19 protein-coding genes are annotated in these 23056 nt (G+C 65.7%); 2 read left to right on the top strand and 17 right to left on the bottom strand.

The annotated features are described in order from the left end of the window. Positions 1 to 2 precede the first annotated feature (2 nt). From traD to AC3WJB_RS15595, 16 genes are all read right to left on the bottom strand, one after another. Positions 3 to 1913, bottom strand: a complete 1911-nt coding sequence (gene traD / locus AC3WJB_RS15670) for a conjugative transfer system coupling protein TraD (RefSeq protein ID WP_068098689.1) — start codon at positions 1911 to 1913, stop codon at positions 3 to 5. Beyond that, positions 1910 to 4462 (bottom strand): MobH family relaxase, encoded by a 2553-nt coding sequence (mobH, locus tag AC3WJB_RS15665; protein WP_492683308.1) that lies wholly within the window; start codon positions 4460 to 4462, stop codon positions 1910 to 1912. Before mobH ends, traD begins: the two co-directional genes overlap by 4 nt. A gap of 75 nt (positions 4463 to 4537) precedes the next feature. Then, positions 4538 to 5656: an ATP-binding protein gene (locus AC3WJB_RS15660; protein WP_068098693.1), complete on the bottom strand. Its 1119-nt coding sequence runs from the start codon at positions 5654 to 5656 to the stop codon at positions 4538 to 4540. A 124-nt stretch (positions 5657 to 5780) separates the two neighbouring features. Then, entirely contained in the window at positions 5781 to 6512 is a 732-nt protein-coding gene (locus tag AC3WJB_RS15655; protein WP_068098695.1) for a complement resistance protein TraT, read from the bottom strand. A gap of 312 nt (positions 6513 to 6824) precedes the next feature. After that, entirely contained in the window at positions 6825 to 7739 is a 915-nt protein-coding gene (locus tag AC3WJB_RS15650; protein ID WP_082824030.1) for an SEL1-like repeat protein, read from the bottom strand. Positions 7740 to 7815: 76 nt separating this feature from the next. Beyond that, on the bottom strand, positions 7816 to 9810 hold the full coding sequence (locus AC3WJB_RS15645) for a DEAD/DEAH box helicase (protein ID WP_153037842.1): 1995 nt from the start codon (positions 9808 to 9810) through the stop codon (positions 7816 to 7818). A gap of 222 nt (positions 9811 to 10032) precedes the next feature. Next, positions 10033 to 10695 carry a single-stranded DNA-binding protein gene (gene ssb / locus AC3WJB_RS15640; protein WP_407071458.1) on the bottom strand — a complete coding sequence of 221 codons (663 nt, stop codon included), beginning with the start codon at positions 10693 to 10695 and terminating at the stop codon, positions 10033 to 10035. A gap of 105 nt (positions 10696 to 10800) precedes the next feature. After that, positions 10801 to 11619: a PRTRC system ThiF family protein gene (locus tag AC3WJB_RS15635; RefSeq protein WP_068098704.1), complete on the bottom strand. Its 819-nt coding sequence runs from the start codon at positions 11617 to 11619 to the stop codon at positions 10801 to 10803. Further along, positions 11619 to 12239: a PRTRC system protein A gene (locus AC3WJB_RS15630; RefSeq protein ID WP_161487748.1), complete on the bottom strand. Its 621-nt coding sequence runs from the start codon at positions 12237 to 12239 to the stop codon at positions 11619 to 11621. Before AC3WJB_RS15630 ends, AC3WJB_RS15635 begins: the two co-directional genes overlap by 1 nt. After that, entirely contained in the window at positions 12236 to 12967 is a 732-nt protein-coding gene (locus tag AC3WJB_RS15625; RefSeq protein ID WP_068098709.1) for a PRTRC system protein B, read from the bottom strand. The genes AC3WJB_RS15630 and AC3WJB_RS15625 overlap by 4 nt, the downstream gene beginning before the upstream one ends. A 4-nt stretch (positions 12968 to 12971) precedes the next feature. Further along, positions 12972 to 14288 (bottom strand): hypothetical protein, encoded by a 1317-nt coding sequence (locus tag AC3WJB_RS15620; protein WP_068098712.1) that lies wholly within the window; start codon positions 14286 to 14288, stop codon positions 12972 to 12974. 2 nt (positions 14289 to 14290) lie between these two features. Next, positions 14291 to 14692, bottom strand: a complete 402-nt coding sequence (locus AC3WJB_RS15615; RefSeq protein WP_068098714.1) for a PRTRC system protein C — start codon at positions 14690 to 14692, stop codon at positions 14291 to 14293. Beyond that, a complete protein-coding gene (locus AC3WJB_RS15610) occupies positions 14689 to 15240 on the bottom strand; it encodes a hypothetical protein (protein WP_492683303.1) in 552 nt (183 codons plus the stop codon). The genes AC3WJB_RS15615 and AC3WJB_RS15610 overlap by 4 nt, the downstream gene beginning before the upstream one ends. A 79-nt stretch (positions 15241 to 15319) precedes the next feature. After that, positions 15320 to 16441: a WGR domain-containing protein gene (locus AC3WJB_RS15605; protein ID WP_082824032.1), complete on the bottom strand. Its 1122-nt coding sequence runs from the start codon at positions 16439 to 16441 to the stop codon at positions 15320 to 15322. Between the two features lie 71 nt (positions 16442 to 16512). Next, entirely contained in the window at positions 16513 to 16740 is a 228-nt protein-coding gene (locus AC3WJB_RS15600; protein WP_068098717.1) for a hypothetical protein, read from the bottom strand. Continuing rightward, a complete protein-coding gene (locus tag AC3WJB_RS15595; protein WP_082824033.1) occupies positions 16730 to 19870 on the bottom strand; it encodes an SNF2-related protein in 3141 nt (1046 codons plus the stop codon). The genes AC3WJB_RS15600 and AC3WJB_RS15595 overlap by 11 nt, the downstream gene beginning before the upstream one ends. Before the next feature lie 193 nt (positions 19871 to 20063). Between AC3WJB_RS15595 and AC3WJB_RS15590 the strand changes: the two genes are divergently transcribed. Beyond that, positions 20064 to 21308, top strand: a complete 1245-nt coding sequence (locus tag AC3WJB_RS15590) for a sensor histidine kinase (protein ID WP_068098719.1) — start codon at positions 20064 to 20066, stop codon at positions 21306 to 21308. Beyond that, positions 21298 to 22284: a response regulator gene (locus AC3WJB_RS15585; RefSeq protein WP_068098721.1), complete on the top strand. Its 987-nt coding sequence runs from the start codon at positions 21298 to 21300 to the stop codon at positions 22282 to 22284. The genes AC3WJB_RS15590 and AC3WJB_RS15585 overlap by 11 nt, the downstream gene beginning before the upstream one ends. Positions 22285 to 22299: 15 nt before the next feature. Here AC3WJB_RS15585 and AC3WJB_RS15580 read toward each other — a convergent pair whose 3' ends face one another. Beyond that, entirely contained in the window at positions 22300 to 23025 is a 726-nt protein-coding gene (locus AC3WJB_RS15580) for a thermonuclease family protein (RefSeq protein WP_068098723.1), read from the bottom strand. Between the last annotated feature and the right edge of the window lie 31 nt (positions 23026 to 23056).

Here is a 23056-nt window from a genome sequence, read left to right as displayed (position 1 = left end):
CCTTACGCGGCCTTCGCAGGCGCGGGATCATCGTTGAGGATGGGAATGCGGCCCTTGAGCAGCTTTCCGCCGCTGACTTGAGCGAAGAACTCGAGGTTGGGCAGGCAACCCAAGAGATCGGGTGACACGATGGGTACCTCGGTTTCCTTCATCGCCTCAGTCAGCTTGTAGCCGAAGGCCCCGGGCGTATCGGACTTCGCGTCGGTCGCCTGCGAGTACTCGATGTGGCGCACCATCGTCTGTGGGAACGTCTCGGCGATGTATTCCTGGGTACCGCCGTCGATCGTGCGCAGCACAATCTTGTTGTTGAGGTTGCCCAGCACCATGCGCGCCTTCGCCTCGCTGCCCACCTTCGCGGAGAAGTCGGCGAAGGTCTGCGTGGCAACGATCAGGCGAATCTGAGAGCCGCCGGCCTTGTTGAGAAGCTGAATCATCTTGTCCGAACACAGCTCGGAAGCTTCGTCGATGATTAGCGTGACGGGGCGCAGCTTTTCCTTGGGGCCGGCCGCGGTGCTCGACGCCGAGGGCTCACCCTTCGCGGTCAGAAACTTGATGAACTCGGCGTTGTCCTCGTAGTTGTAGCGGTCGCCCGACACTGACGTCATATCGGAGATGAACATCGAACCGATGGCCGACGCCACCATGGAGTCGGACAGACTGTCCAGGCCGAGGTAGCAAACCTGGCCGTTGCGGATGATGTTGGCAAAGTTGGTGATGGGCCGGCGATCGTCCAGGTTGCTGGTGTCCGGCGAGAGCAGGTCACCCAGCGTGCCGGCGGTGAGCATCGTAAGCACAGGGGTCAGGCTCGCGGTCATCTTCTGCTGATGCGAGCGATCGTGCTTGAGGTCGCTGAGCAGGCCTTCGATCACACCGCTCGGGGTCAGGCGCTGCACCACGGACAGGTAATAGTTATCGTAGGCCACTGCCAGGCTCTTATCGTCCTTGCTTGCCTTCAAGAACTGCGCGGCCTCCTTGCGCCAGTCCGGGACATGCTTGTCGAAGTGCGCCTCGCACGCTCGCGCCACCAGCCATTCCGGACCGTTGTCGACGAAGCGCTTCAGCAGCCGGAGCGTGGGCTTGGCATTGAGGAGCAACAGGCCTTCGATCAGGTTCGTGAGGATCATCCACGAGTGGGCCGTAAACGGGTCGGCACCGGTCTCGGAGGGAATCAGCGATGCGATGCGCGTTGCCAGCTCGGTGGCGCGATTGAAATTCTTGAGCGGATCGAGGCGCCAGCAGTGCTCTGGGAAGGCTGGGTGGAAGAAGACGAAGTCGTTGCCCTTGTTGTGGCGCAGGCACGCGTGATACGCAGAGGTGGCCAAGCCCTTGTCCCCCTTCGGGTCCCAGATCAGCACGGCCTCATCACGCGCCACCGCCTGGTGGATGATCGTGTCGAGCATGCGGCTCTTGCCTGCGCGAGTGGTGCCCACCAGCAACATGTGACCGGCGGTGTGACCGATCGGGATCTCGATGCGCCGTTCGTTGATCGCACCCAGGCCGTGTATCCAGCCCTGGCCGAGTTCCTCGTCCGACGGCGGGATCAGCTTCGCGGGATCGCGCCGACGGATCGTGTGCGCCATCTGCGCCTCTTCTTGCGTCCACGGGAATCCGTACCCGAGGAAGATGCGATCCTTCCGGGTGGCGATGATCCCGTCCAGTTGGCTGCGCGACATGAAGGACAGCGGCAGGCCTGACAGGTGCTTCTGGATGGCCCGCATGCGTAAAGCGCGCTTTCCGCGCAGGACCGCCATGGCGAAGCAGAACAGCGTGAAGGCGATGAACGCTGGCGCACGCAGGTCCGTGGCCAGCCCCATCAGGGCCGTGATGACCCCCGAGGAGCCCCATGCGGCCGCCGAGTAGTACTCGTAGATCGGGCGGAACGGATCCTCGAAGGTGAAGGCGGCAGCGCTCATCGCGTGATCTCCTGGACGGATACATTGGCCGCGGCAGCCTGCTGGTCGAGCGCTTCGTTGTAGGCGGCGTTCTTCTGCAGGGGGGTGGTCGACAGATCCCCGCCCGCGCCGGGACCGCGACTGTCGACCAGGTAGGCGTTCTCTGCGCCCATGAGGTGCAGCTGAAAGATGGTCGATACCAGACCGTGTTGCTTGGCGAAGTCGCGAGCGAGCTTGCGCCACACGGTGGCCTCGGCCGCCTCGGGCGCGATCATCCGCTCGGCCAGCGTCTTCTGGGCGTACTGGCCAAAGGCCAGACGGAAGTGAGGGCTGTCGGCGGCCTCCAGCGCGGACTTGCTGCGGATCAGCGCGGAGATGTGTGCCCCGATGTATGGGCCGAGCGGGAAGATCGCGGTCGTCGCACCCTGCCCCGTCGGGATCACCAGCGGCAGCAGCAGCCGCAGCGCCTCGGTCACCTGCGTGGAAAACCGAATGGCGTTCACAGTGGCATCGCCGACGCGGATCTCCACCGTGCCGCGTGTCGGCGTGCGTGGATCGCGCACGATCCAGCCCAGCTTGTCCCAGATGGCGTGCAGTTCCGCCGGGGGGATGCCCAAGCCGTCGACCGCCTGGCGGAAGCGCGCGTGCAGATGGCCGTCCTGCTCGAACACGTCTCTACCCTCTTTCAGCTGTCCTTGCTGGACGCGGTTGGCCATGGCAACCAGGTACAGGCCGCCCGGCGAATGACCGCTCTGCTCAAACCAGTCCTGCGCCCGCGCGGCGTTCGCCGGCGGCCAATCCTTGGCGGCCGCATCGGCGCGAGCTTGCTTGAGCTGCTCGTCGCGAAGGTCACCCTCCAGCTGGCGATTGCGCAGCACCATCGGCTCCTCCTGCAGCACCGTCGTGTCCGCCTGGCCTGGCGCCTCCTCCTCGAAGCCGTCCATGGGTTCCTCCGGGAGCGGAATGTTCGCCCCCAGCTCAGCACGATCCTTCTTGGTCCCCTTCTTTTCTGACTTTCCGTTCGCACGCTGGGTCGGACTGCGACGCGGCGCCGGAGAGGCCGATCCGTCCTCGTCGGCGGGGGCCGCGATAGGCTCGTTTGCCGGCGGCGTCGCGTCGGCTGCGGGTGCTTCGTTCACCAACGAAGGCGCGCTGTCGGGGGCGGGCGTCGCACCGGGGCCGACTGCGGCGGAGGTTGCCGCGGTCGGCGCTGGCGCGACGCCAGCTCCCGCGTTGCTGGGTACGGCAGGTGCGGCCGTGCCGCCCAACACGTTGCCCTTGGGGTCCAGCAGCTGCACCGCCAGCGCCGTTGGCGGAACGATCGAGTTCGGAATCAACTCCTCGCGCGTGAACAGCATGCCGGTGACCGGCACCTGGATGGATTGCCCGCGATCGCTGACCGTCACCTGTGCCTGCCAGGTCATGTACGTCGTGCCATCGGGCTGGACGTTGGGTTTGAGGAAGCCGTGGTCGTTCAGGATTTCGAGGATCTTCATCGGCTCGTTCGGAATCGACGTCTCCCCGGCGTCGCGCAGCGCCTGGATGGCCTTGACGGCCACTGCCGGGAACGCCACCAGAAGGCCTTCGGTGGTCCGATAGATCCCGGCGTCGACGTTGTTGACGATCCACTCGCCTATCTCGATCTTGTCGTGGATCGCGCGAACGATGCGTGCGGCCACGCCGCGGGAACCGCCTTGCCCGCTGGAGGCCTGGCGCGTGCGGGCGTCCTGGATGTCTCGGGACACGCTCGCGCTGTCGGCGCTTTTGATGATCGCGGCCAGCGGGTTGCGTGGGTCGGAGCTGCCGGACAAGGCCATCATCATGGCGTCGACCGCTTCCTGACCGTGGTAGTCGCCCAGCCAGACCATCGTGGCCGACGGAATAACCCGGTAGACCAGGGCCGCAGTGAACGCCTCGTGGCGCTTGTGCCGGGCTCCGGGACGCCAGTGGATCTGGTAGTAGTCCAGCCGGTGCTCCTCCAGCCACGTGAACAGCGAGCAGGTGTGCGGGTTCCAGATGAGGTCGCCGGAGCCGTCGATTGCGCCGACGTCGACGAGCGGCTTGCCCATGTCGTGAAGCATCGCGCCAAGCATCGCCGCCATGCGCCAGCGCGGCTCCAGGTGCTTGCGCGTCGATGGCGGGTGGTCGAGGGCGAACACGGTGGACTCGCACTTGAGGGCGGCGTAGAACGCGCACTCGATGCCGTGCCGCAGCAGCCCGCCCTGGCCGCAATGGTGGTGAGCCTCGGAGGCAGGCAGTAGATGGACGTAGGCCGCGTAGGACTCGATCGCCGGCAGCAGCAGCGCCTGGAAGTCCTCGTGGGACATGCTCGATGCGCGCTGCAAGTCGTCGATCAGCGCGCGCTGACTCTCCAGCAGGATCGCCGGTGGCACGGCCGGCACAGCGAGACCCTTGTCCGGGTAACTTGGGATCGGCACGCCGTTGAAGTGTGGCGCATTGGTGGGTGGCGTGAAGGGGGCCACCGGCGAGCCAGCTGACGGCGCCGGGGCGACCGTGTGGACCGCCACCGGGTTGGTGCTGCCGAAGAGCTTCCTGATTGCTTGGAACACGATGTCACCCACGTTAAGCACGTGGGTTCATTGTCCGGCGGCGACTTCTCCGTCCGGTTGCGAAAGGCCCGGTTGTCAGTCGCGGGTTTTGGCATCCGCTCGCAGTTGCAGGAGCAGCACCGGATCTTCAATCTCATATTCGCCGGTTCGACCGGTCGGCGCGACCAGGCCGCGCTTAGCCAGCTTGCGCATTGCGCCTTGCACGCTGCTCGCCTTCACTACTTGGCCCGCCATGCGTTTCGACATGAAGCCCAGACCATCGGCGCCGTACACGCTCGGATGCTTCGGTTCGGCGAGTAGCGCCAGCACCGCGTGGTCGAGCGGCCGCAGTCCCTCGAGGGCGATATGGGCGCCAGCTTTCTCGCGGGCGGCTTGCCACGAGTCCAGCGCTTTGACCACGTTGCCGTCGTTCGCGATCAGGAGAGTCAGCACCAACTCGTTGAGGTACTCAGGCGTGCCGCCCAAGGCGACAAAGGCGTCCCGCAATGCCTTTCGGCTCACGCGCGCACGCGAACGATCGGCAAGGAACGCGAGCCGATCATCGACGAAATCGTTGCCCAGTGCCGGCAGCGGCAGCGCCATTGCCGATTCGAACAACGGAGCGCGCTGAATGCGAAACATCTGGTTCAACCCGTCGCGGGACGAGCCGGTGTAGAAGACGAACAGTGTGCCGGCGAGCTTCTGTAGCGCTGTCCGAAAGGCGGCCACGAAGTTCTCCCGCTTCACGCCGGCGAGCGCCTGCACCTCATCCAGCACCAGCAGGGTTGGCTTCCCGTCCACGACGGCCGCCAGAGCATGCGCGAGACGGTTCTCAAGTGCGTCCTCAGCCTCGAATCCCACGGGAACCATCGTAGACTCGACGTCCGCCACCGGCGTTTTCGCCCGCGTCTTGATTTTGGCCAGCTTGAGCTTGCGGCGCCAACCGGACTGCCGCTTTTCCAACTCGGCTTCCAAGGCTTCCACAAGGGCGAGGTCGGGCACGTCGCGGCGTGCCCACAAGTCGATGTAGATGGTCTGCCAGCCAAGCGTCTCTGCCGCGAACGGAAGCAGCTCGTGCTTCACGAAGGAGGTCTTGCCGTGTCGGCGCGGCGCGAAAAGAGTGACGCCTTGCTTGAGTCCACTTTCATAGACCTTGGCCACGTCCTCCAGCAGCCCGGTGCGCGGAAAATAAGGCAGGTCGACGCTGATACCCATGCTGATTAGCTCCCATTAGACTGGCGACGACTAATTATACACGTCGCGTATAACAGTGACTAAAGAAGAAAAAAGCCGCCCCCGAAGGGACGGCCGCCTTTCCACGGCGAAGGTGCGACGGGAATCAGAAGATGCCGCTCACGCTCTGCGCCAGCCCGCTGATGATGACCGGTTCGGCGTCCTCCCACTTGAGGTTCACCTTGTTGGCGGAGGACAGGACGCGAGTGCGGTAGCGCTTGAAATTGGACGTTTCGTCGTAGCTCACGTGCTCGCCACCGGACGCGCCCTGCGAGAGGTCCTGATCGCCGCTGACGTGCACAGTGGCCTTGGTGCGCTCGGAGATCTGGATGTCGACGATGGCCGAGTAGTAGACGTCCTTGACCATGCTGCCGGCGATGAAGTCGGCTGCACCTGCCGCCAGTCCGATGGCACCGAGGCCGCGACCGCCGATGTTGTTGTTCAGCACAGCCGCCGCCGCAACGCCCGTCAGCGCGCCGTCGAGGGGCGAGCCAAAGCCCCCACCAAAGCCGGCCTGCGAGGCCGTCTGGCTGCTCTGACCGACCTGCAGCACGTTGGCCTGCAGCATGAAGTGCGCCTCGTCCGGATTGGTCACCACGTGGTAGCCGCGACGCTCGATAGCAGACTTGACCTGGGCGTCGAAGTTGAAGCCGGGCTTGTCCGTGGTGTTGCGCACTTCGACATAGATGCTCTTGTCCGCGGTCGGCGTCAGGAACACGCTCTCGGACATCTTGTTCTGCACGACGAGCTCGTGCTTGCTGATCGCCACCTGCGTCGCGGCGCAGCCGCCGAGGATCATGAGCGCGCCGAGCAGCGCAATGGAGCCGAGGATCTTCATGGGTTTCTCCCTGTGGTTGAAAGGTGCAGCTCGCCGTGGCGAGTGGTGGTGGTGTGGGGTGCCCGCGACGCCATCCATGGCCCCGCAGACGATGTGCTTCCAGCCGGCCCTCCGTGGACACCTGTGCCGATGCCTTCGCCGGCATCCGGCCGCAGCTCCTGCCGCGTGCTGGTGCCGTGCCCCTTCCGTGTGGGCGCACTTCCTGCAACATCCCTATCTCGACGGCCAGTGCCGCTGGGCTCCCTGCCCGCGTTCAAACCTTCACACGCGATTCGGGGGTCACCAAATCACGGGATGTTCTGCAATGAAGCGTCAGTTGCCCTGCGCCCTGATCCGCGCCATGGAGGTCTGGACGGTGACGCTCCCCAGTCGCGCGGCGACCTGGTACCACTGGTACGCCCGAACCGGGTTCTGCGCGACGCCGCCGATGCCGTATTCAGAGAGCGTGCCCAGATTCTCGGCGGCGGTACGGTTTCCGCCGTTGGCAGCGCGCACCAGCAGCTGCAGCGCCTGGAATGGATCGCGCGCGACGCCGGAGCCGTTCAAGTACATCGTGCCCAGGTTGGCGATCGCGGCGACGTCGTTGAGATCGGCCGCGCGACGGAACTTGTCCACTGCAACGGGATAGTTGCCGGCACTCATGGCCGCCATTCCCTCCCTGTTGAGCTGGCTTGCGCTCAGCGCGATCACGGTGGGGCTTTCCTTCGTCGCCGGCACCAGCTGCACCGTCGCCGCGGCGCGGGAGGCGGTCAGCTCCGCGCGAAGGGCGGCGATCTCGGCATCCTTCGTCGCCAACTCCTTTCGCAGCCGCTCGATGATCTGCGCATCGGTGGGCGACGCAGCGCTGCGCGTCGGCACCACCGCCCGCGGCAGGGTTGCGGGCATCGCCCTCGCCTGCGCGGTGTGTTTCTTCGCCGCCGGCGCCTTGGTCAACGCATGCCTCGGCGCCGCGCGAACCCCCGCTCTCGTCGTCGGCTCATGGACCGTGCGCGCCGGCAGCGCGGTGACAGCGCGGGCCACCGCAGACGGGACGGCGTCCTGCGCGGGGCGCGGCCCCTCGCTGGGTTCGAGACCGGCCCACGGAGTACTGCTGCCTCCGACGCCATCCATGGTGTCGGTGACCATCGGCGCCCGGATCAATGCAAGGAATGGGTCAGCTCGGGCCGTTCGGGCGTAGACGGCCGGAATGGCCAGCATGATGGCGAGTGCCAGGCGGGACGTGGGCATTGCGGTCGATCCAGTAGCAACGGATCGGTAAAGGCTAGGCGTCGCTGTCCGGCACGGCGCTGGAAAAGGAACCCTTTTAGGGCGCGCGTTTTCTGGCTCCGTCGGTCGCTCCGTCCGGGCCGGACATGAAGTGATCCCAGATCGCGCTCACGTCCTCGATCAGCTCGACCGTCAACGGCGCGCCGAACAACAGCGTCTCGTCCGCGCCCGACTGGGTAGAAGACTCGGCGCCCAGGTCGCCCGTGCCGCGGATGCGCAGGTCGGCCTCGGCGAGCTCGAATCCGTCGGTGGTGCTGACCACCACCTCCAGGCGCTCACGGGTCTTGGCGGACATCGGCTCGGGACACCACAGGTGACAGTGCCCGACGCCGCCGTTGCGCGCCACGCGCCCGCGCAGCTGGTGAAGCGTCGTGATGCCATAGCGGTCAGGGTGGACGACCACAATGTCGTAGAGGTTGGCCACGGAAATCCCCACTTCGACCACCGTCGTCGTCAACAGGATCTGCGCACGCCCTTCCTTGAGGTCGTCGATGCCGGCGCGCTTGGCCTCGTTGTCGTCTTCGCCCGTCATGGCACGAACCCGACCCGGGTACATGGAGTCCCAGCGGGGGAACGCCTCCTCGATGCTGTGCCGATCGTCGATCTGGCCCGCTGCCTTGCCCTTGGACCTCTTCTTTTTGCAGTCGTCCTCGGACTCGCGCTTGGGGTACACGACCATGATCGGTCGGCCCGCGTCGATCGCGGCTTTGACGTGGGCGAACATCGGCGCGCCGCTTCCCTCCCACAGGTGCGTGTGGATCTCCTTCTTCGCGTGCGTCTCGCGCATCTGGAACACGGCCACTTTGCCGAATCGGATGAGCGCCTGCGTGCGTGGGATGCAGGTGGCCGACATCTCCAGCAGGTGCGTGCGCGTGGTGACGTAGTGCTCGCGCTGGCCACGCGACCACCGTTGCTGCTCGTCGACCACCACCAGCGCAAATTCGCCCAGCGACCGGGTGAGCACGGCGCTTGTGCCCACGACCACCGTTGCCGCAGCCGCCTGGGAATCGTCATGCCCATCGGCCACCAGGACGCAGGGGATGTCAGGGAAGATGCGTTGGAACTCCTCCGCGAGCTGCACCGCCAAGGGATACGTCGGAGCCATGATGAGCGTGCGGCCACCGGCGTCGGCCGACGCGGCCGCCAGCAGCTCGGCCACCCAGCTCTTGCCCGTACCGACGTCAGCGGCCAAGACCGCGCGCATGGCGACCGGCTGCGCAAGCTCCTGCGCGATACCCTTGACGGCGACACGCTGGTCGCTGGTGAGTTGGCCAGGAAAAGCGGAGGCGCGACTACTCAGTGTCGCCAGAACCAGTGGCGCCGCCGGCTGCGGGTCATGACCGGACTGCGAACGATGGATGGCGCCAAGCGCGGCCAGTTCGAGGTAGGCACGACGTGCATGGTCGGCATAGGCAAGCGACTTCGGTTCGTGGGTCTGCCAGATCACGTCCTCCAAGGACCATCCCTCGCAGCCCACTGCAGCCAGCAGGTGCTGCACTTGTGCGATGGGTTCCAGGTGCCTGGCCACATAAGCCGATGCGTGCTGGACGTTGCCGGGCAGGAATGTGCGGACGATCGCCCGCGTGCGCTCGCGGTCAGCACCCCGACCGGGATACAGCGGACGCACTTTGCCCAGCCAGTGCAGATCGACGTTCTCCTTGCACGTTAGGCCCAGCTCGCCGCGCCACTCCTTGCCGACCACGAGCATCAGCAGCTCCGCGCCGCGCAAGATGCCTTCGCCAAGCGCAGGGTCATCCCCAAACAGCGTCACACGCCAGCGCTCGCCGGTGCGGTCAGATACCAGAAATGTCACGCGAGGGATGCCGCGTCCGGCTCGGGTGGGCGCGTCTACCGCGTGGACGTGGACGGCACACGGGACGCCTGGCTCAACGTCGCGCAGGTCGGTCAATGGCTCGGTGAAGTCGTCGTAGGACGTCGGCAGCAGCAGGGGCGGGTGCCAAGGCCTGGTGACACCAAATGACGAGAGCACGGCGAGTGCCGTGCTTTCGTTTCCCTGCGATCCCTTGGCCACGCGCACTACGCCTTGAGCTTCGCGTCCCCGCCCCCGCTCCGCTCACTCTCACGCTTCGCCGGACGGCGCCGGTTCGGAGCGCGCCGGCCGAGTCCGATCAAAGCGCCCACCACGAGGACACAGAGGACGACAAAGACGACGGTGAGAATGAGTCGGAGCATGGTAGTGGGTACTTGGAATGGCTCGCGTGGATGGCTTTAAGATGTGCGCTAAGTGACTGATCTAGAACGGTATTTCATCATCTGAGAAGCTGCTATTTCCTGCGCTGGCATGGTCATTGCCGCCATAGCCGCCGCCATTGCCGCGGCCCTGATTCTGGTTGCCGTTCCGGTTGTCGTAGCGACCCTGACCATTGCCCTGATTGCCTTGGCTGCCGCCACGGTTCTGGTTTCCGTTCCCGCCGTTGCCATTGCCGCGCGACTGCCCACCGCCGTGCCCGCGCTGCTGGCCGTTGCCCTGCTGACCCTGCCGGCCGCCGTCGTGATCCCCGTCGTCCTGGCGATCCTGACCGCCGCCGAGCATCTGCATTTCGCTGGCGACAATGTCGGTGGAGTAGCGCTCGATGCCTTCCTTGTCGGTGTACTTCTCCGTACGCAGCGAACCTTCGACGTAGACCTGCCGGCCCTTTTTCAGGTACTCGCCGGCGATTTCGGCCAACTTTCCGAACATCTTGACGCGGTGCCACTCGGTGCGTTCCTGCTTCTCACCGCTCTGCTTGTCGGTCCACTGTTCGCTCGTGGCGACCCGAAGGCTGGTGATGGCGGTGCCGCTGCTGGCGTAGCGGGTTTCGGGATCGGCTCCGAGGTTGCCGACGATGATGACTCGGTTGACGCCGCGACTGGCCATGGTTAACTCCTCTGGTTGGTTGGATACGGTGTCGGTCATAGGGGCCGTTCGACACTCGCAACAATCGTGAATCATCTTCGCGCGCCTCAAACTTGGGCCGCGTTTTGAAACCACCCTCTTATCTCGCTGCCTTTTCTTCCCCGATCAGCCAGCAGCCGCACGCTTTGCACGCGCACGCCGGGCTGCCTTGGGTGCCTCGTACCCGTAGAACGACCACGCCACCGGGTCGATCATCATCGGTCGCGTCTGGACAAAGGGCGTCGTTTCCACGAAGTAGCCGTGATGGTCGAGCGACCCTTTGCGCAGGAGCGTCCACAGGAGTGCGATACCCAGTTGGGCGACCTGTTGGTTGATCGGGAACTCTTGCCGCGTGATCGCTTCGGCCATCGAGCAGGACGGCTCCTCTCGATCGGCACGCTCCATTTGCGAGAGCTCCGGATACAGGTCGAACACGTTCGGAAGGCGCTCGCTGGCCGCCGGCTTGCCAAGGTGGCCGAGGCAAACCTGCCCCTTCGCCGCACCGTTGCCGAAGTCAGCCCAGAGCGCCTCGCTGGGCCGCTTTGCCATGTGGCTCCCGATCTCAGCGCGCAGCAGTGCCTTGTCGGTGCAAATCACGAGGAGGTCAGGGGTTCGGACGTCGCCGAGGCTCTTGGGCTTGAAGTAACCGTGGCTGGCTTCCCAGTCGAATCCGAACGCCATGTTGATCCGGTGGACGAGGCAAAGTGCCTTCGACAACCCAGTATCGGACGCATAGAAGCGTTGACGGCCGACGTTCGATTGGCTAACGCGATCACCGTCCACGAGCGTTACCTCGAAGCCAGGATGTCCGAGCGCCATGACGGTATGCTGGAGTCGCGCGAACGCCTCGGCGAAGTGGCTTCCCGTGCCGCCGACGCCGACGATCATCACGCGGGGGCGGCGCGTGCCGCCGACCAACGAGGCAGGAATGGTGAAGGAACCCATCAGAGGCAACCCAAGTCGGTGAGGCGCTCGGTGTCGAGCGCAATCAGATACGGCGCGCAGACGAAACGCACCACCCACGACAGGCTCGCACGCGATTGGCAGCGCCCAAGAACGACCGCTAAATACGGGCCGGGCCGGGCTAGGTCACCGGCGTCATCGGTAGATGAAAAGAAGGCGTCGTGCGCGCCGTGGCTGTGCATGTCCACCAGCAGCGTGTCGTCCTCAAAGTCGTCGCGGTACGTGATGTGGGCACCAGAGGAGGAGATCGTCTGCGGACGATGAAGGAGCCAGCCGTCCTCGCCCAACACAATGCCGCTGGCCACTTCGCTGTCGCCACCGGCCAGCGCCAGCTCGACCAGCTTGCCGATCCAGTTTCGATCCAGCCGACCGCCCGCCGGGGTGAGGAACTCGCTGCACGCGCCGTTGGGCGTGTCCGCGCAGGCCAGCCGCAGGCGCGCATGGAGCGCGGAGCTGCGCACTTCCAGATACAGGCCATCGGAGGCCACGAGCAGGCGCTTGCAACCCACTGGAAGGTCAGGCAGCGCGCCGAAGCGCGGTACTGGCACCGTGGGGAACGCGGCCTGCAAAACTGCGTCGCGAGGATCGACGGCTGCGCTCACGCCCGACCGCCTTCGGCGATCCACGCGCCCAGCGTGACGCCCGTATCTGCCGCGCGCCTGTAGGGGAACGCATCGACCACGCCATCGCGCGCGCGCCAGAAGGCTTCCACGTCCATCGGCTCTTTCGCGCGACCACGACGAAGCGCCGTCGGGTTGTTCGAGTGCGTGAACGCCGTCTCGAAGATCACCGCCTCCCAGCGGTCCATTTCCTCCACCGCCGGACCCACCGGCAGCATTGCGTTGCCAGTGCAGACCGATGTGTCCTGGTAGATGTTGGGCAGCGTCGAATGGAGCAGGCGCGTGGTGGCATCGGGCCTGCCCTCGCCATCGAACGTGGCCACGGACAGGCTCCGGTCGGTCACGTGGAAGATCAGGTTCGGCCAGCGCGTCACAATCACGGAGGGCTTGCCCTCGGTGTCGCGCAAGTACATCGGGCGTACCTGCGAGGGTTGCCACCAGACCAGGCGGGTTGCATCGCAGAACAGAAGATGCGCGGGGAACACCTGCATCGGGGCTGGGTCTTCGCGGCGCGACAGCAGCAGAAGCTGGACCTTGCGCTCATCCTCCGGCGTGATCGGCCGACCTGCGCCGATAACCGGCGCGCCCTTGATGGTATCGACGCGATGGGCGGTAACCACTTCGAGGCTGTTGGAGTGCGCGCGGCTATGGAACAGCAGTGCGAAGGTCGTCTGAATCTGCCCGACTCGCCCCAAGGAGGCGTCGGTCACTGTGTCAACGAGAGGACGTGGCATCGTTGTACTCCTGAACGTAGGACAGCGCGGCGGACGCCGCTGCGACCTGCATGATCCCTTCCTTCGCCACAGCCAGAAGTTGTGCAGGGTCTTGCGCGTCATGGGCCGCGAAGAACACAGCGCTTTCGCTGGAAGCCTCTTGCAACTGGGCCTCGTACATCGACGCCAGCCCGGCGTGGCGCGGCAATAGCGCGCAGAAGTGCTCCTGCCCTTCGGTCGAATAGAAGGTCTGAGATCGGGCACGGCTGCGCGTTGAACGGCGCGGTCTTGCCGGAAGCGAATCGGCGATCCCGCGCAGCCGCGCGACCAGCGCCGTCCTTTCCGCATCGCCGGCCAGCGCCGAGTCCATCGCCCTCGTGTCCATCGCGCGCGCCGCCCGGTCGTGCTTAGCGTGGCGCAGGAACGTCGCGGCCACATCGGGAAACTCCTCGGGCGCGAACCAGCCAATCTCCTCGATAGCCCACTCCATGGCCTCCGTCTCAAAATGGGGCACGTCGCCGTCCCATGTCGCCGTGCGACCCAGGTCGTGAAGCGCCTCAGTGAGCATGCCTCCCAGATAGCCATCTGTATCGCCACTGGAAACGAGTAGGCCGCACTTGGAGGCTGCCGAATCCCACGCGTGACAGAGCGCACCGTAGAACGCCGGGTCGGTCGCCGGGTCGGCCATCAGATCGACGCAAGGCCATGCGTCGGTGATTGTGACGACGCCATCACAGTCCTTTCCCTCGTCGAACAGCTGGTCGATCCCGTAGACCTGACCGGACGCTTCCTCCATGGCGCGCAGCACCGATGCCGGCGCGAGCGTGTAGGCGCAGCGCGCCGACACGGGCGGAGACAACCCCATGCCGTCCACAACGGCGTCAACCATGCGGTTCCAGCCGGTGACCACGAGCCGCAGTATGTCCGGGGCGTTCCGGCTCGCGTTGAGCGAATCCAGTTCCTCGACCGACACGTAGCCTTCGGACAGCAGCGCGCGGCACCACACCAGCAGAGCTTCAATGGTCGGGCGCGACAAGAGGCTGCGAGTGGTGACACTTGCCAGCGCCTTTCCCTCAACGGTGGGCGCTTGCGGCAGCGCGGCGCAGTTGGCGAGCAAGGCCAGCAGCCCGCCCTCCCCGCTTGCAAGCGCCAGCTCGACCTGGCCGGGCGTGACGCGGCCCGCACGCAGGCCATGGATCGCCCGCCGCGCCGCCGCGCCGCGCGCCGCGCTTCCCAGCCCGTTGGCCAGCGGCGCGAACGCGGCACGCGTGGCGACGAGCGCGGACTTGCTGATGCGTGGGGGCGACCAGAGCGTCATCGTCAAACCATCGGCAGGTAAGCGGAATCGACAGCGGCGGGCGCGCTGGTGGCGGCATGCCGCGTCAGCTCGAACACTGCCTTCCAGCGGTCGGACGTGGACACGTCCTCGTTGGTGCCGGCCCAATGCCGGATGCCTTCGATGGCCTTATCCGCCGCCGCTCGCTGGGCGCGCGAAGGGCGCGACGCGCCCTTGGTGTGGACAGCCGGCTTGAGTACCGGGTAGACGAGGTAGTCTCCTTCGTTCGTCGGCTCCCCGAGCGTCGCTTGCGCGAGGAAGCCGTAGCTGGGCACGTACAGGGCGAGGACTTCGGACGGCGCCAGGCTCGGGTCAATGTCCTCCAGCACAGTCGCACCAAAGCGGAACCGGCGCTGCATGCGGGTAATCGTGGCGACGTCGCTCATGCCGCTTCCTCCTCGGTGTCCGCGTCATCGGTGCCTTCGCTCTCGACGAGGGTGGCCGCTGCGGCGGTGGAGTCGGCGGCTGGCGGCGGCGCATCGGCCGGCAAGCCGAACATGTCGCCAGTCGGAGGCGGGGCCGGTTGAGGCTTTGGAGCTACCTTCGCCGGCGCGGTCTTGCCCTTGGCGGCTTTGGCTTTCGCTGCGTCCTTGGCCGCTTCCTTGGCTTCGTCTGCACGCTTTTTGGCATCGGCGTCGGCAGCCGCCATGCGGGCACGCAGCGCGTCCAGCTCGTTGAGCTTCGGCTCGCGCAGTGACTGGAACTGCGCCACCGCGTCGGCGAGCGCCTGATCGAGGTCGGCGCCAGCGGGAAGCGCAAGCGTAAAGGGCGCGGCAAGGAGCGCTTGTAGGTGGGCCAGCTCCACGTCGTCGGTGTCGGCGTCGATGCCTTGCAGACTCGGCGTCACCAACAGGCGGAAACCGCCCTCCTCGGTTGCGGTCAGTCGGAAGGTAACAGCCGATTGGCCGCGCAGGACTGGCTTGAGGGTGTTCAAGAAGGTCATGGTGTTCTCCGTGGAATGTGCTTCTATTGGAGCGTAGGGCGCCGCGCGCCAAAGAAGCCGGCGAAAGTCCTCACGCAGCGAGGCGGCTTTCGGCTTTGAACTTCAACTGGCCGATGGCACAGTCGGCATCAGACACGTCATCGCGCTCGCCCTTGTAGACGGGCTGGTAGAGCGAACCTCCCCGGTATGCGTATAGATACAGAACCTCTACGTGAGCTGACGCCGCCGGAATGGGATGGTTCGGCGGAATCGTCACGTTGCCCACGTCCACCCACGACTCACCGTCGAGCATTTCGATGGCGACGCTGCGCTTGGTCGCGTGCGGTGCTTTCACGCGCACGGTCGCGGACTCGACGAACTTCACCTTGAGGCAATCACCGTTGCCCGCGCTGCGTCCGCCTGCATAGGGAGCCGATCCGCACTTGAACACCACGCCCTCTGCGCCGGCGGCGAGCAGGGCATCGTGGTTGGCGCGCTTGGAGGTCGGGAAGGAGAACGCCGGGCTAAGCGTGACGTGTTCGACATGAGGCAGCACCAGCCCTTCAAGGGTCGCGTAACGACGGCGGAATCCCTCCCCGCGCATGTCCTCGCCATTGAGCATCAGCAGGTCGAAAATGAATAGCCGATCGCCGACCAGTTCCGCGTCGAGGATCGTTTCCCCGTCGCCGGTGAGCGCGGCCTCGGCAAAGGCGGCGACGCCGGCGGGCACGTCCAGCAATCGGCCGCGCTTGTTGCGCAGGATCGCCACGCCTGCCATACCCGAGAGCAGCGCGCGCACGCCATCGTGCTTTTCCTGCATCAGGTAGGTGCGCCCCTCGATCAGGGTGTCCGTGTCAAGCGCCGAGGGCGCGGCCAGCTGGAGGTCAACCTCCAGCCGCGGACGTGCTGGAACAGCCGACGCCAATGAGGCGCTGGGGGCGGCGGATGACGCGCTCGCCGCGCCGGTGCGGCGGATCACCTCGTAGCCCTTGCGCTCCTTCTCGCGCACGATCTTTTCGCGTTCCCGCTCGGCTTGGGCAAGCGTCAGGTGTTCGAACTTCGCCGCCGATGCGCCCGAGGTGCCGATGCGCCCGTAGCGGGTGACGACCTTGTAATCGTCAGCCTGGCCAGACTGCTCCAGGATGATCTCGTAGAACTTGGAGCTGCCCCCCTTGAAGCACTCAAGACGGATCATATCGGTGGCGTTGGACATGGCGCGGACCTTTGTGGTGGAGACCTATCCACCGTCTCACGCGCCCTTGCGATCAAAACTTGCGACAGGTTTTACTGGCCCCGGTACAGTTCCGTGACCAGCGCCCCGCGCGCATTCCACCCGGCGCCGTAGACCTCGCCGTCCTGGCGATGCAGAACGCGATCGAGGTAGATCACGATGCCCTCGCCTTCGCCAACGCGCCCGAGGATGCGGGCCGTGTCGACACCGGACGTGCCACGGCGCTTGATGGAGACCCACTCCGGGCCAATGCGTACCGATCCGACGACTTCATGCTGCATGCTTCAACCTCTGGCGGAACTCATGGGACGTCTGACCGCGCATCGCGGATAGGCCTTGCACAAAGCGTTCGATGATGGTGTCCAGGTGGGTAAACTCCTCGTCGCCCTTCTGCGGGGCCAGGAAGTCCACCGCCGCGCCGGTCGCGTCTGCCTTGAAATCGAGCATCATCGCCTGATAGGTGTCGAGGCTTCCCGGAAGCTCCAACGTCTCGAACAGGGCGTGTCGCGTCTGCTGCGGGCGCAGCATGCGGTACCGGGCCTGCTGCTCGGTCTTGGTGGTCCACGAGCGCGCCGCGAAGATGCCGCGCGAGGCTTCGGGAATGTTGAGTCCCGTCTGGACGACGCCCAGCGTGGCCACCATGCACGCGACGTCGCCGCGCCGGAAATCATCTCCCAATGCCCGGTTGCGCTCAGTAATCGAGATCTTGCCGTGGAACGGCATGGCCGGGACGCCCGCCGCATTGATGTGCTTGGCCAGCAGATCTGCAAGGCCGGGGTTCTCGACATAGACGATCGTCTTGTGTCCATCTCGGACGTGGGTCACGGCGCGTTCGATCGCGTAGCGTTGCTTGCTGGTCAGGGTGGCGTAGAGGCCGAACCCCTCCACGCCGTGCTGCGGGAAGTTCCCGGCCATAATCAGCGCGCCGATACGCGCCAGCAGGGCGACCAGATTGAGTTGCTTGCCGTTGTGCACGGCGTCGGCCCGCGCATCGCGATACCACTGGGTGAACTCGTCGGCCACCGTCAGCCAGTAGGCCAGGTGCTCGGTGTCCCACGGCACGACGTGATGAACCACTGAGTGCGGCGGCGTGCGGACGTAGCGCGCAACTTCCGGTTCCTGGGCGACGCGGCGCTTGATGAAAGGAGCCACCCACGCGCGCAACTGGGCCAGGCCCTCGACCTTGGGCACTTCGCGCTTGGCGCCGGAGCGTAGATCCTCCGCAAACTCGTTCGTGACCCACTCGGTGACCACGTGGCGCTCGCGGAATACGTCCACACCGCGGCGCGCCGGCAGCATGCTGGCCAGCAGCACCGGTTCAAGGAAGGCATGAAAGCGGCCGTAGGGCTGGATGGCCGTGGCGTCACCGCCGGCCCACTGAATCAGCGGAAGCAGGTCGCGCGGCAGGTTGGCGCACGGCGTGCCGGTCATGCCGTAGCGTCGGCGCGGGCTGACAGCGTGGACGGCGCGCGTCTGGGCCGAATCGGGGTTGCGCAGCAGATGCGCCTCGTCGCAAACCATCGTGGCAATGCGCCGGCGCAGAAGGCTGGCGTAGGTGCGACGCGGGTGCGCGCGGTTGATGGGCATGCGCAGGCGGCTGTAGGCGATGATGTTGATACGGCGCAGGATCGTGCAGTCGTCTGGGGACAGGATGACCTGGTAGTCCTCTTGCGCCACGCCGACCTCCGCAAGCTCCGTCAGCAGCTCGCCCACCAGATGCGCCTCGACACAGATCAGGTTGCGACGGCCGCCGGCCAGGCACAGTGCAATGGCCGTGCGCGTCTTGCCCAGTGCCATCTCGAAGCCCACCACGCCGCCGCGCGCCATGCGCAGCTCGATGACGTCGCCCAACTGGTACGACCAGCTCGCCACGCGATCGCCGCCGGTCTGCGCGAGTCGCGCGCGCCCGGCCTTGGCCATCTCGGGGAACACGACCTCGCGGCTCGGGTGAATCTGAGCCCAGCCCGGGCCGGTGCCCATGGACTGGGTCTCGAACGCGGCGAGGAACGCAGGTTCATCCAGACTCAGGACCTCGCCGGTGGTCGCGTGCGTCGCCGTGAACACCCCACCGTCGGCGGTGAACTCCACTGCCTCGCCCTTGGCGAAGACGCCAGAGCCCCAGCGTAGCGGGTTGCACTGGATCGCTTTGCGCGCCGTTGCGCAGACCGGACCCTGCGTGGGCATGCCCTCCACTCGCGCCATGCGACCGAGCGGGGTGCGCGCGCGCGCATCGTGCCGGGAGCGCCAGCGCAGGTAGCCGACAATGCCCGGGTCGGGCAGCACGGTCGCACCCGCGCTGCGGATCACGTCCAGGAAATTCCCCCACGCGGCAATAGGCTGCTCCTGCGTCAGGTAGTTCTCCAGATCGAGTTGACCCTGGCCGGTGAAGCGCACGCCGCGGGGATAACGCCCCTCCTCGGGCAACCGCGGCGGCAGCTTCTTGCGCAGGATCGCGTTCATCACGCGCGCATGGGTGAAGCCACAGGCAAAACGCAGATGGAGCTTGCGGCCGCTGTGGGAGATCCACACCCGTGGGTCGCCCGTGACCGGCGTCGTGATCGCCGGCGCCGAGCTGTGCACCGTGGCGGGCCGTAAGGTGGGTCGGACCTCGGATGTGTTCGGGCAGGCCAGCGCCATCGGCGGCAGCGCCGCGTCCAATGATGGCAACGTCAGGATAGCCGCCGCATCGCCCGCCGCGTCGCCAAACACGGCCACGCTTACGTCGACATCGGTACCCTCCTCGCGAAACGAGCCAACCGGCAGGCGAAGCACCGCACGCAGGCGCCCGTCATCGAGGTCCGATCCGGACAGCGTTGCTGCATACGTAGTCGGCAGCAGCGCCACGACCACGGCGCATGCGGCCAGCGCCCGTTCCAAGGCGTACGCATGGCTGACGGCGGCCGTGTCCGCGCCAAACTTCCCGAGCGTCGTGGTGAATCCAGCCTGCAGCAGAGGGGATTCAAGGTGGATCGAAAACGGCGGGTTGATGAGTCCGACGCCCCATCCTTTGGCGCGCTGCTCGGGCAAGTCCAGCGCCTCCATGGTCAGCTGAAACCCTGCCGCCTCGGCCACGGCCATCAGGTCCGCGATGCTAGGCTGGTGGATGTCGGCGCCTCCCAGTTCGTGCAAGTCAGGGTCGGCGAAGCGCAGCAGGCTGCCCGTGCCGACGCTGTTGTCCAGAATCGACACGCGGGCGCCGGGGCGCCGGGCCAGGGCGTCGGCCATTGCAGGCTGCACCACGCGCCACATCAGCGCGGCGACTGCCTCTGGAGTGAAGAACTGGGAAAGGTGGACCTGCCGCGCGGCATGCAGCCCAGCCAGCGAACCGGGCCGATGGGCGCTCGATCCGAGGCTGCGGCGTTGGCGCAGCGGGGCGTACCAGGAAGAGGGAGTCGGGGGCGTCTGAGTCATACCGCCATGTATGACAGCCGCTCACACGCCCTAAAGTTGAACCCACTTCGGACGGTATTATGGAAGGCCCGGGGTCACCCATTACATGCCCACCACTATCTCCCGCTCCCAACGTCTCCACGGCAACCTTCGCGCCAGCATCAGCCGACTGCGCCATTCCGTAGTCGACGGCGCTCGTGTCGCGGAGAACCGCATGGCCCTCCTGGGCACCATGGCCGTGGTGTCCCAACCCCTGTTCTACGTGGTCTTCGGGGTGCTGTTCCCCCAGCCCCATGAAAACGGGTGGTTGCGCCTGGCCATGGCTCTCCTCGGTCTGCCCATCGTGTTCGAGGCCTCGATTCCGAGGCGCTGGCGCACTTACCTGCCCGTCTACTGGCTCATCTACATCACCGTGAGCTTCCCTCTGTTCAGCACCTACATGGTGCTGATGAACGGACTCACCGCGGTATGGCTTGCCTACCAGATCACTTGCCTGCTCCTGGTATTCATGCTTTTCGATGTACGTGCCAGTCTGGTGTCGGTGTTCGTCGGTTGCGGACTGGGCGTGCTCCTGAACATCCTTTTCCACCACTCGGAAGTTCCGTACCACACCGTCGGCCCTATTGCCGCCGTGTGGCTTTTCGCCGGCGTTGGTGCCGTGTTGTGCGACCTTAGTCGCGTGATCGCCTGGCGTGTCCGTACGGACAGCATGCGGTCAGTGACCTCGACCATCGCCCATGAGCTACGCACACCGCTCGCCTCGATCCACCTGGCCGCCAGTGGATTAGAGCGCCACTTCCCCGAATTGATCGCTGGCTACGACGCCGCTATCGAGGCCGGCCTCATCAAGCCACGTATGCGGGCGCGGTCGCTCGCAGTGGTCCGCGAGCTGGCCGACACCGTGGCGTCTGAGGCCGAGCACGCGCAAGTCACCATCGAAATGCTTCTGGCGGCCGCGCAAGTAACTAACCAGCAGGCGATGAGCAGGGTCGATGCCGGGGCAACGGTCGACGCTGCCATTAAGCGCTACCCCTACGGTTCCACCGCCGAAAAGGACCGCGTGAGCTTCACCGTCAGTGCGAATTTCACCTTCCTTGGCTGGGGGCCGGCCCTCACCAACGTGATCTTCAATCTGATCAAAAACGCGATCCACTACACGGCCAAGAAGCCCGGTGCGACCATTGTCATCATGGTCGATCGCCTTTCCGAGAGCCGTGGGCGAATCGTCGTCTGGGACAGCGGACCGGGCATCTCGCCCGGAACCCTGCCCCTGGTGTTCGAGAGGTACGTATCCGGCAGGGGCCGCCCCGATACGGCGCTGGGCATTGGATTGGCATACTGCCAAGATGTCGTTGGCAAGATGGGCGGCACCATTTCCTGCACCTCCCACGAAGGCATCTATACCCGCTTCACCGTCATCCTACCCGCGCTTCAAGAGGACGCCCCCAGTGCTGCGTAATCTGCCCTCCACGGTTCCGCCTTTCTATTTTCCGACCCGTGTCCTGCATATCGACGACAACGAGACCTACCTGAAGGTCATGCGACCGCACCTGGATGTCACGCTGGAGAGCTTCTCCTCGGCGGGCGAAGCGCTGGACCAGATTGCGTCGGCCGAAGGTACGCCCGGTATCCTGCGCTCACTGGTGCGCCGGCGCGCGAAGGGATCTGAAGCCGAGCTTGTGCTCGATGTACCCATGATCCATCAGATCATGTACGACCCGCGCCGCTTCAACATCCCCTCCGTCGTGGTCGCCGACTACGCCATGCCGGAGATGACCGGGCTGGAGTTCCTGTCTTCCTGTGCCGAGAGGCACGTCGGGCGCATTCTGCTCACCGGCCAGGCGAACAAGGAAACCGTCATCCAGGGCTTCAACGACGGACTGATCGACCACTACATCGAGAAGTCGTCGACAACCGCCATCGACGATCTTTCCCTGGTGATCGACCAGCTGCAGTGGCGCTACTTCGCTTCGGCCTTCGCCTCCGTGGCCCAATCCTTGTCGCGCGACGACTTCGGTTTCCTGTGGGACGCACAGGCCTTCGGGGCGCTCCTCGGGCTGCTCCCGTGGGAGGCCTGTGAGATGTACGTCCACAATGCCCCCAACGGCGTCCTGTTTCTCAACGAGGAAGCGCAGGGCATGTTCGTCGTCGTCTACTCGCCCTCGTCGTTGCTCGCCCTTATGGAGGCGGCGGAGGGAGCGGACGTGTCGGCGGAGGACATCTCCCGCATGGGATCGGAAGAGTGGGTGCCGGTCTTCCATGAGGGCCACGCATCATTCGTCCGCGGTCAGGTGAACTACGAGATGATCCCGGTCGAGCCCCTGCGCACGGCGGACGGCACCTACCTTGTCGGCGTGCTGGAGGACCTGTCCCGCTTCAAGCTCGACCAAGTGACCTCTTACGGGGCGTGGCTTGACCAACACGAAGCGGGTTGACCGAGGCGCCAGCGCTCAGCCGCCGGAGCCGACGAACGTGCGCCGGTCGAACGTGCCGGTCCAGATGCCCTTCTTCTTGAACTTCGCATCGGACTCGTCCGCCCGGTAGTCGCCGGTGATGTCGGTATCGGCGACTGCCCATCCCTCGCGCACCAGCAGGGCGCTGACGTCGAACAGGCCGACGAAGCACTTACCTACCATACGGCCGAGCCGATCCGTCCCCTTGTCGAAGCACGCAACCTCGTAGCGGCCGAGCGCTCGCCGCAGGGCGAGCAGACTCTGCTCGCCGCAGTACCACTGGACAGATCCGGTCAGGCAAGGGACCCGCGCGTCAGGCACCGCCACGCCCCACAGCACGACCTGGCGTCCATTCAGCATGAAACTGTTGGCCGACACCACGGACGGCAAGCCGAGCGTCGCACCACGCTCAACATTCGCACGCGTACGCTCGTTGGTGATGTCCTCTTGGGTCGGGCGCTGGGGCGATGCCTGTTCGGGTGCACGACGCGGCTGTGCGGGGGCAGGCTCGACAACGCTCCGGAAGGCGCGGCCCACCGCGGGCGTGCCCTCGAATCGGTCGAGCAGCTGCTCATCGGCGGCGACGACACCACCGGCGCCCTCCTCGACCGTGACCGATTCTCCGCCCCAACGCTGGTGGGCGATGAAGGCAAAGATGGCCCCGGAGGCCAAGAGGACGGCCATGAAGAGGCCTCGATTCTGCGGTTTGGTGGTCTTGGCCATGCGTAACTCCCGTGATGTCCGTACAGGGTAG

The organism is Rhodanobacter sp. FW510-R10, assembly GCF_058781105.1.
The sequence above is the reverse complement of the archived record's forward strand: the minus strand, read 5'-3'. Positions and strand labels throughout refer to the sequence as shown.

Bases quoted from the DNA above. Each gene is read 5' to 3' on its own strand.
- AC3WJB_RS15655 (WP_068098695.1), bottom strand. From the start codon at position 6,512: ATGAAGATCCTCGGCTCCATTGCGCTGCTCGGCGCGCTCATGATCCTC.
- AC3WJB_RS15620 (WP_068098712.1), bottom strand. From the start codon at position 14,288: ATGACGCTCTGGTCGCCCCCACGCATCAGCAAGTCCGCGCTCGTCGCC.
- AC3WJB_RS15595 (WP_082824033.1), bottom strand. From the start codon at position 19,870: ATGACTCAGACGCCCCCGACTCCCTCTTCCTGGTACGCCCCGCTGCGC.
- AC3WJB_RS15600 (WP_068098717.1), bottom strand. From the start codon at position 16,740: ATGCAGCATGAAGTCGTCGGATCGGTACGCATTGGCCCGGAGTGGGTC.
- AC3WJB_RS15590 (WP_068098719.1), top strand. From the start codon at position 20,064: ATGGCCCTCCTGGGCACCATGGCCGTGGTGTCCCAACCCCTGTTCTAC.
- AC3WJB_RS15650 (WP_082824030.1), bottom strand. From the start codon at position 7,739: ATGCCCACGTCCCGCCTGGCACTCGCCATCATGCTGGCCATTCCGGCC.
- AC3WJB_RS15605 (WP_082824032.1), bottom strand. From the start codon at position 16,441: ATGTCCAACGCCACCGATATGATCCGTCTTGAGTGCTTCAAGGGGGGC.
- traD (WP_068098689.1), bottom strand. From the start codon at position 1,913: ATGAGCGCTGCCGCCTTCACCTTCGAGGATCCGTTCCGCCCGATCTAC.
- AC3WJB_RS15615 (WP_068098714.1), bottom strand. From the start codon at position 14,692: ATGAGCGACGTCGCCACGATTACCCGCATGCAGCGCCGGTTCCGCTTT.
- ssb (WP_407071458.1), bottom strand. From the start codon at position 10,695: ATGACCGACACCGTATCCAACCAACCAGAGGAGTTAACCATGGCCAGT.
- AC3WJB_RS15635 (WP_068098704.1), bottom strand. From the start codon at position 11,619: ATGGGTTCCTTCACCATTCCTGCCTCGTTGGTCGGCGGCACGCGCCGC.
- AC3WJB_RS15580 (WP_068098723.1), bottom strand. From the start codon at position 23,025: ATGGCCAAGACCACCAAACCGCAGAATCGAGGCCTCTTCATGGCCGTC.
- AC3WJB_RS15660 (WP_068098693.1), bottom strand. From the start codon at position 5,656: ATGGGTATCAGCGTCGACCTGCCTTATTTTCCGCGCACCGGGCTGCTG.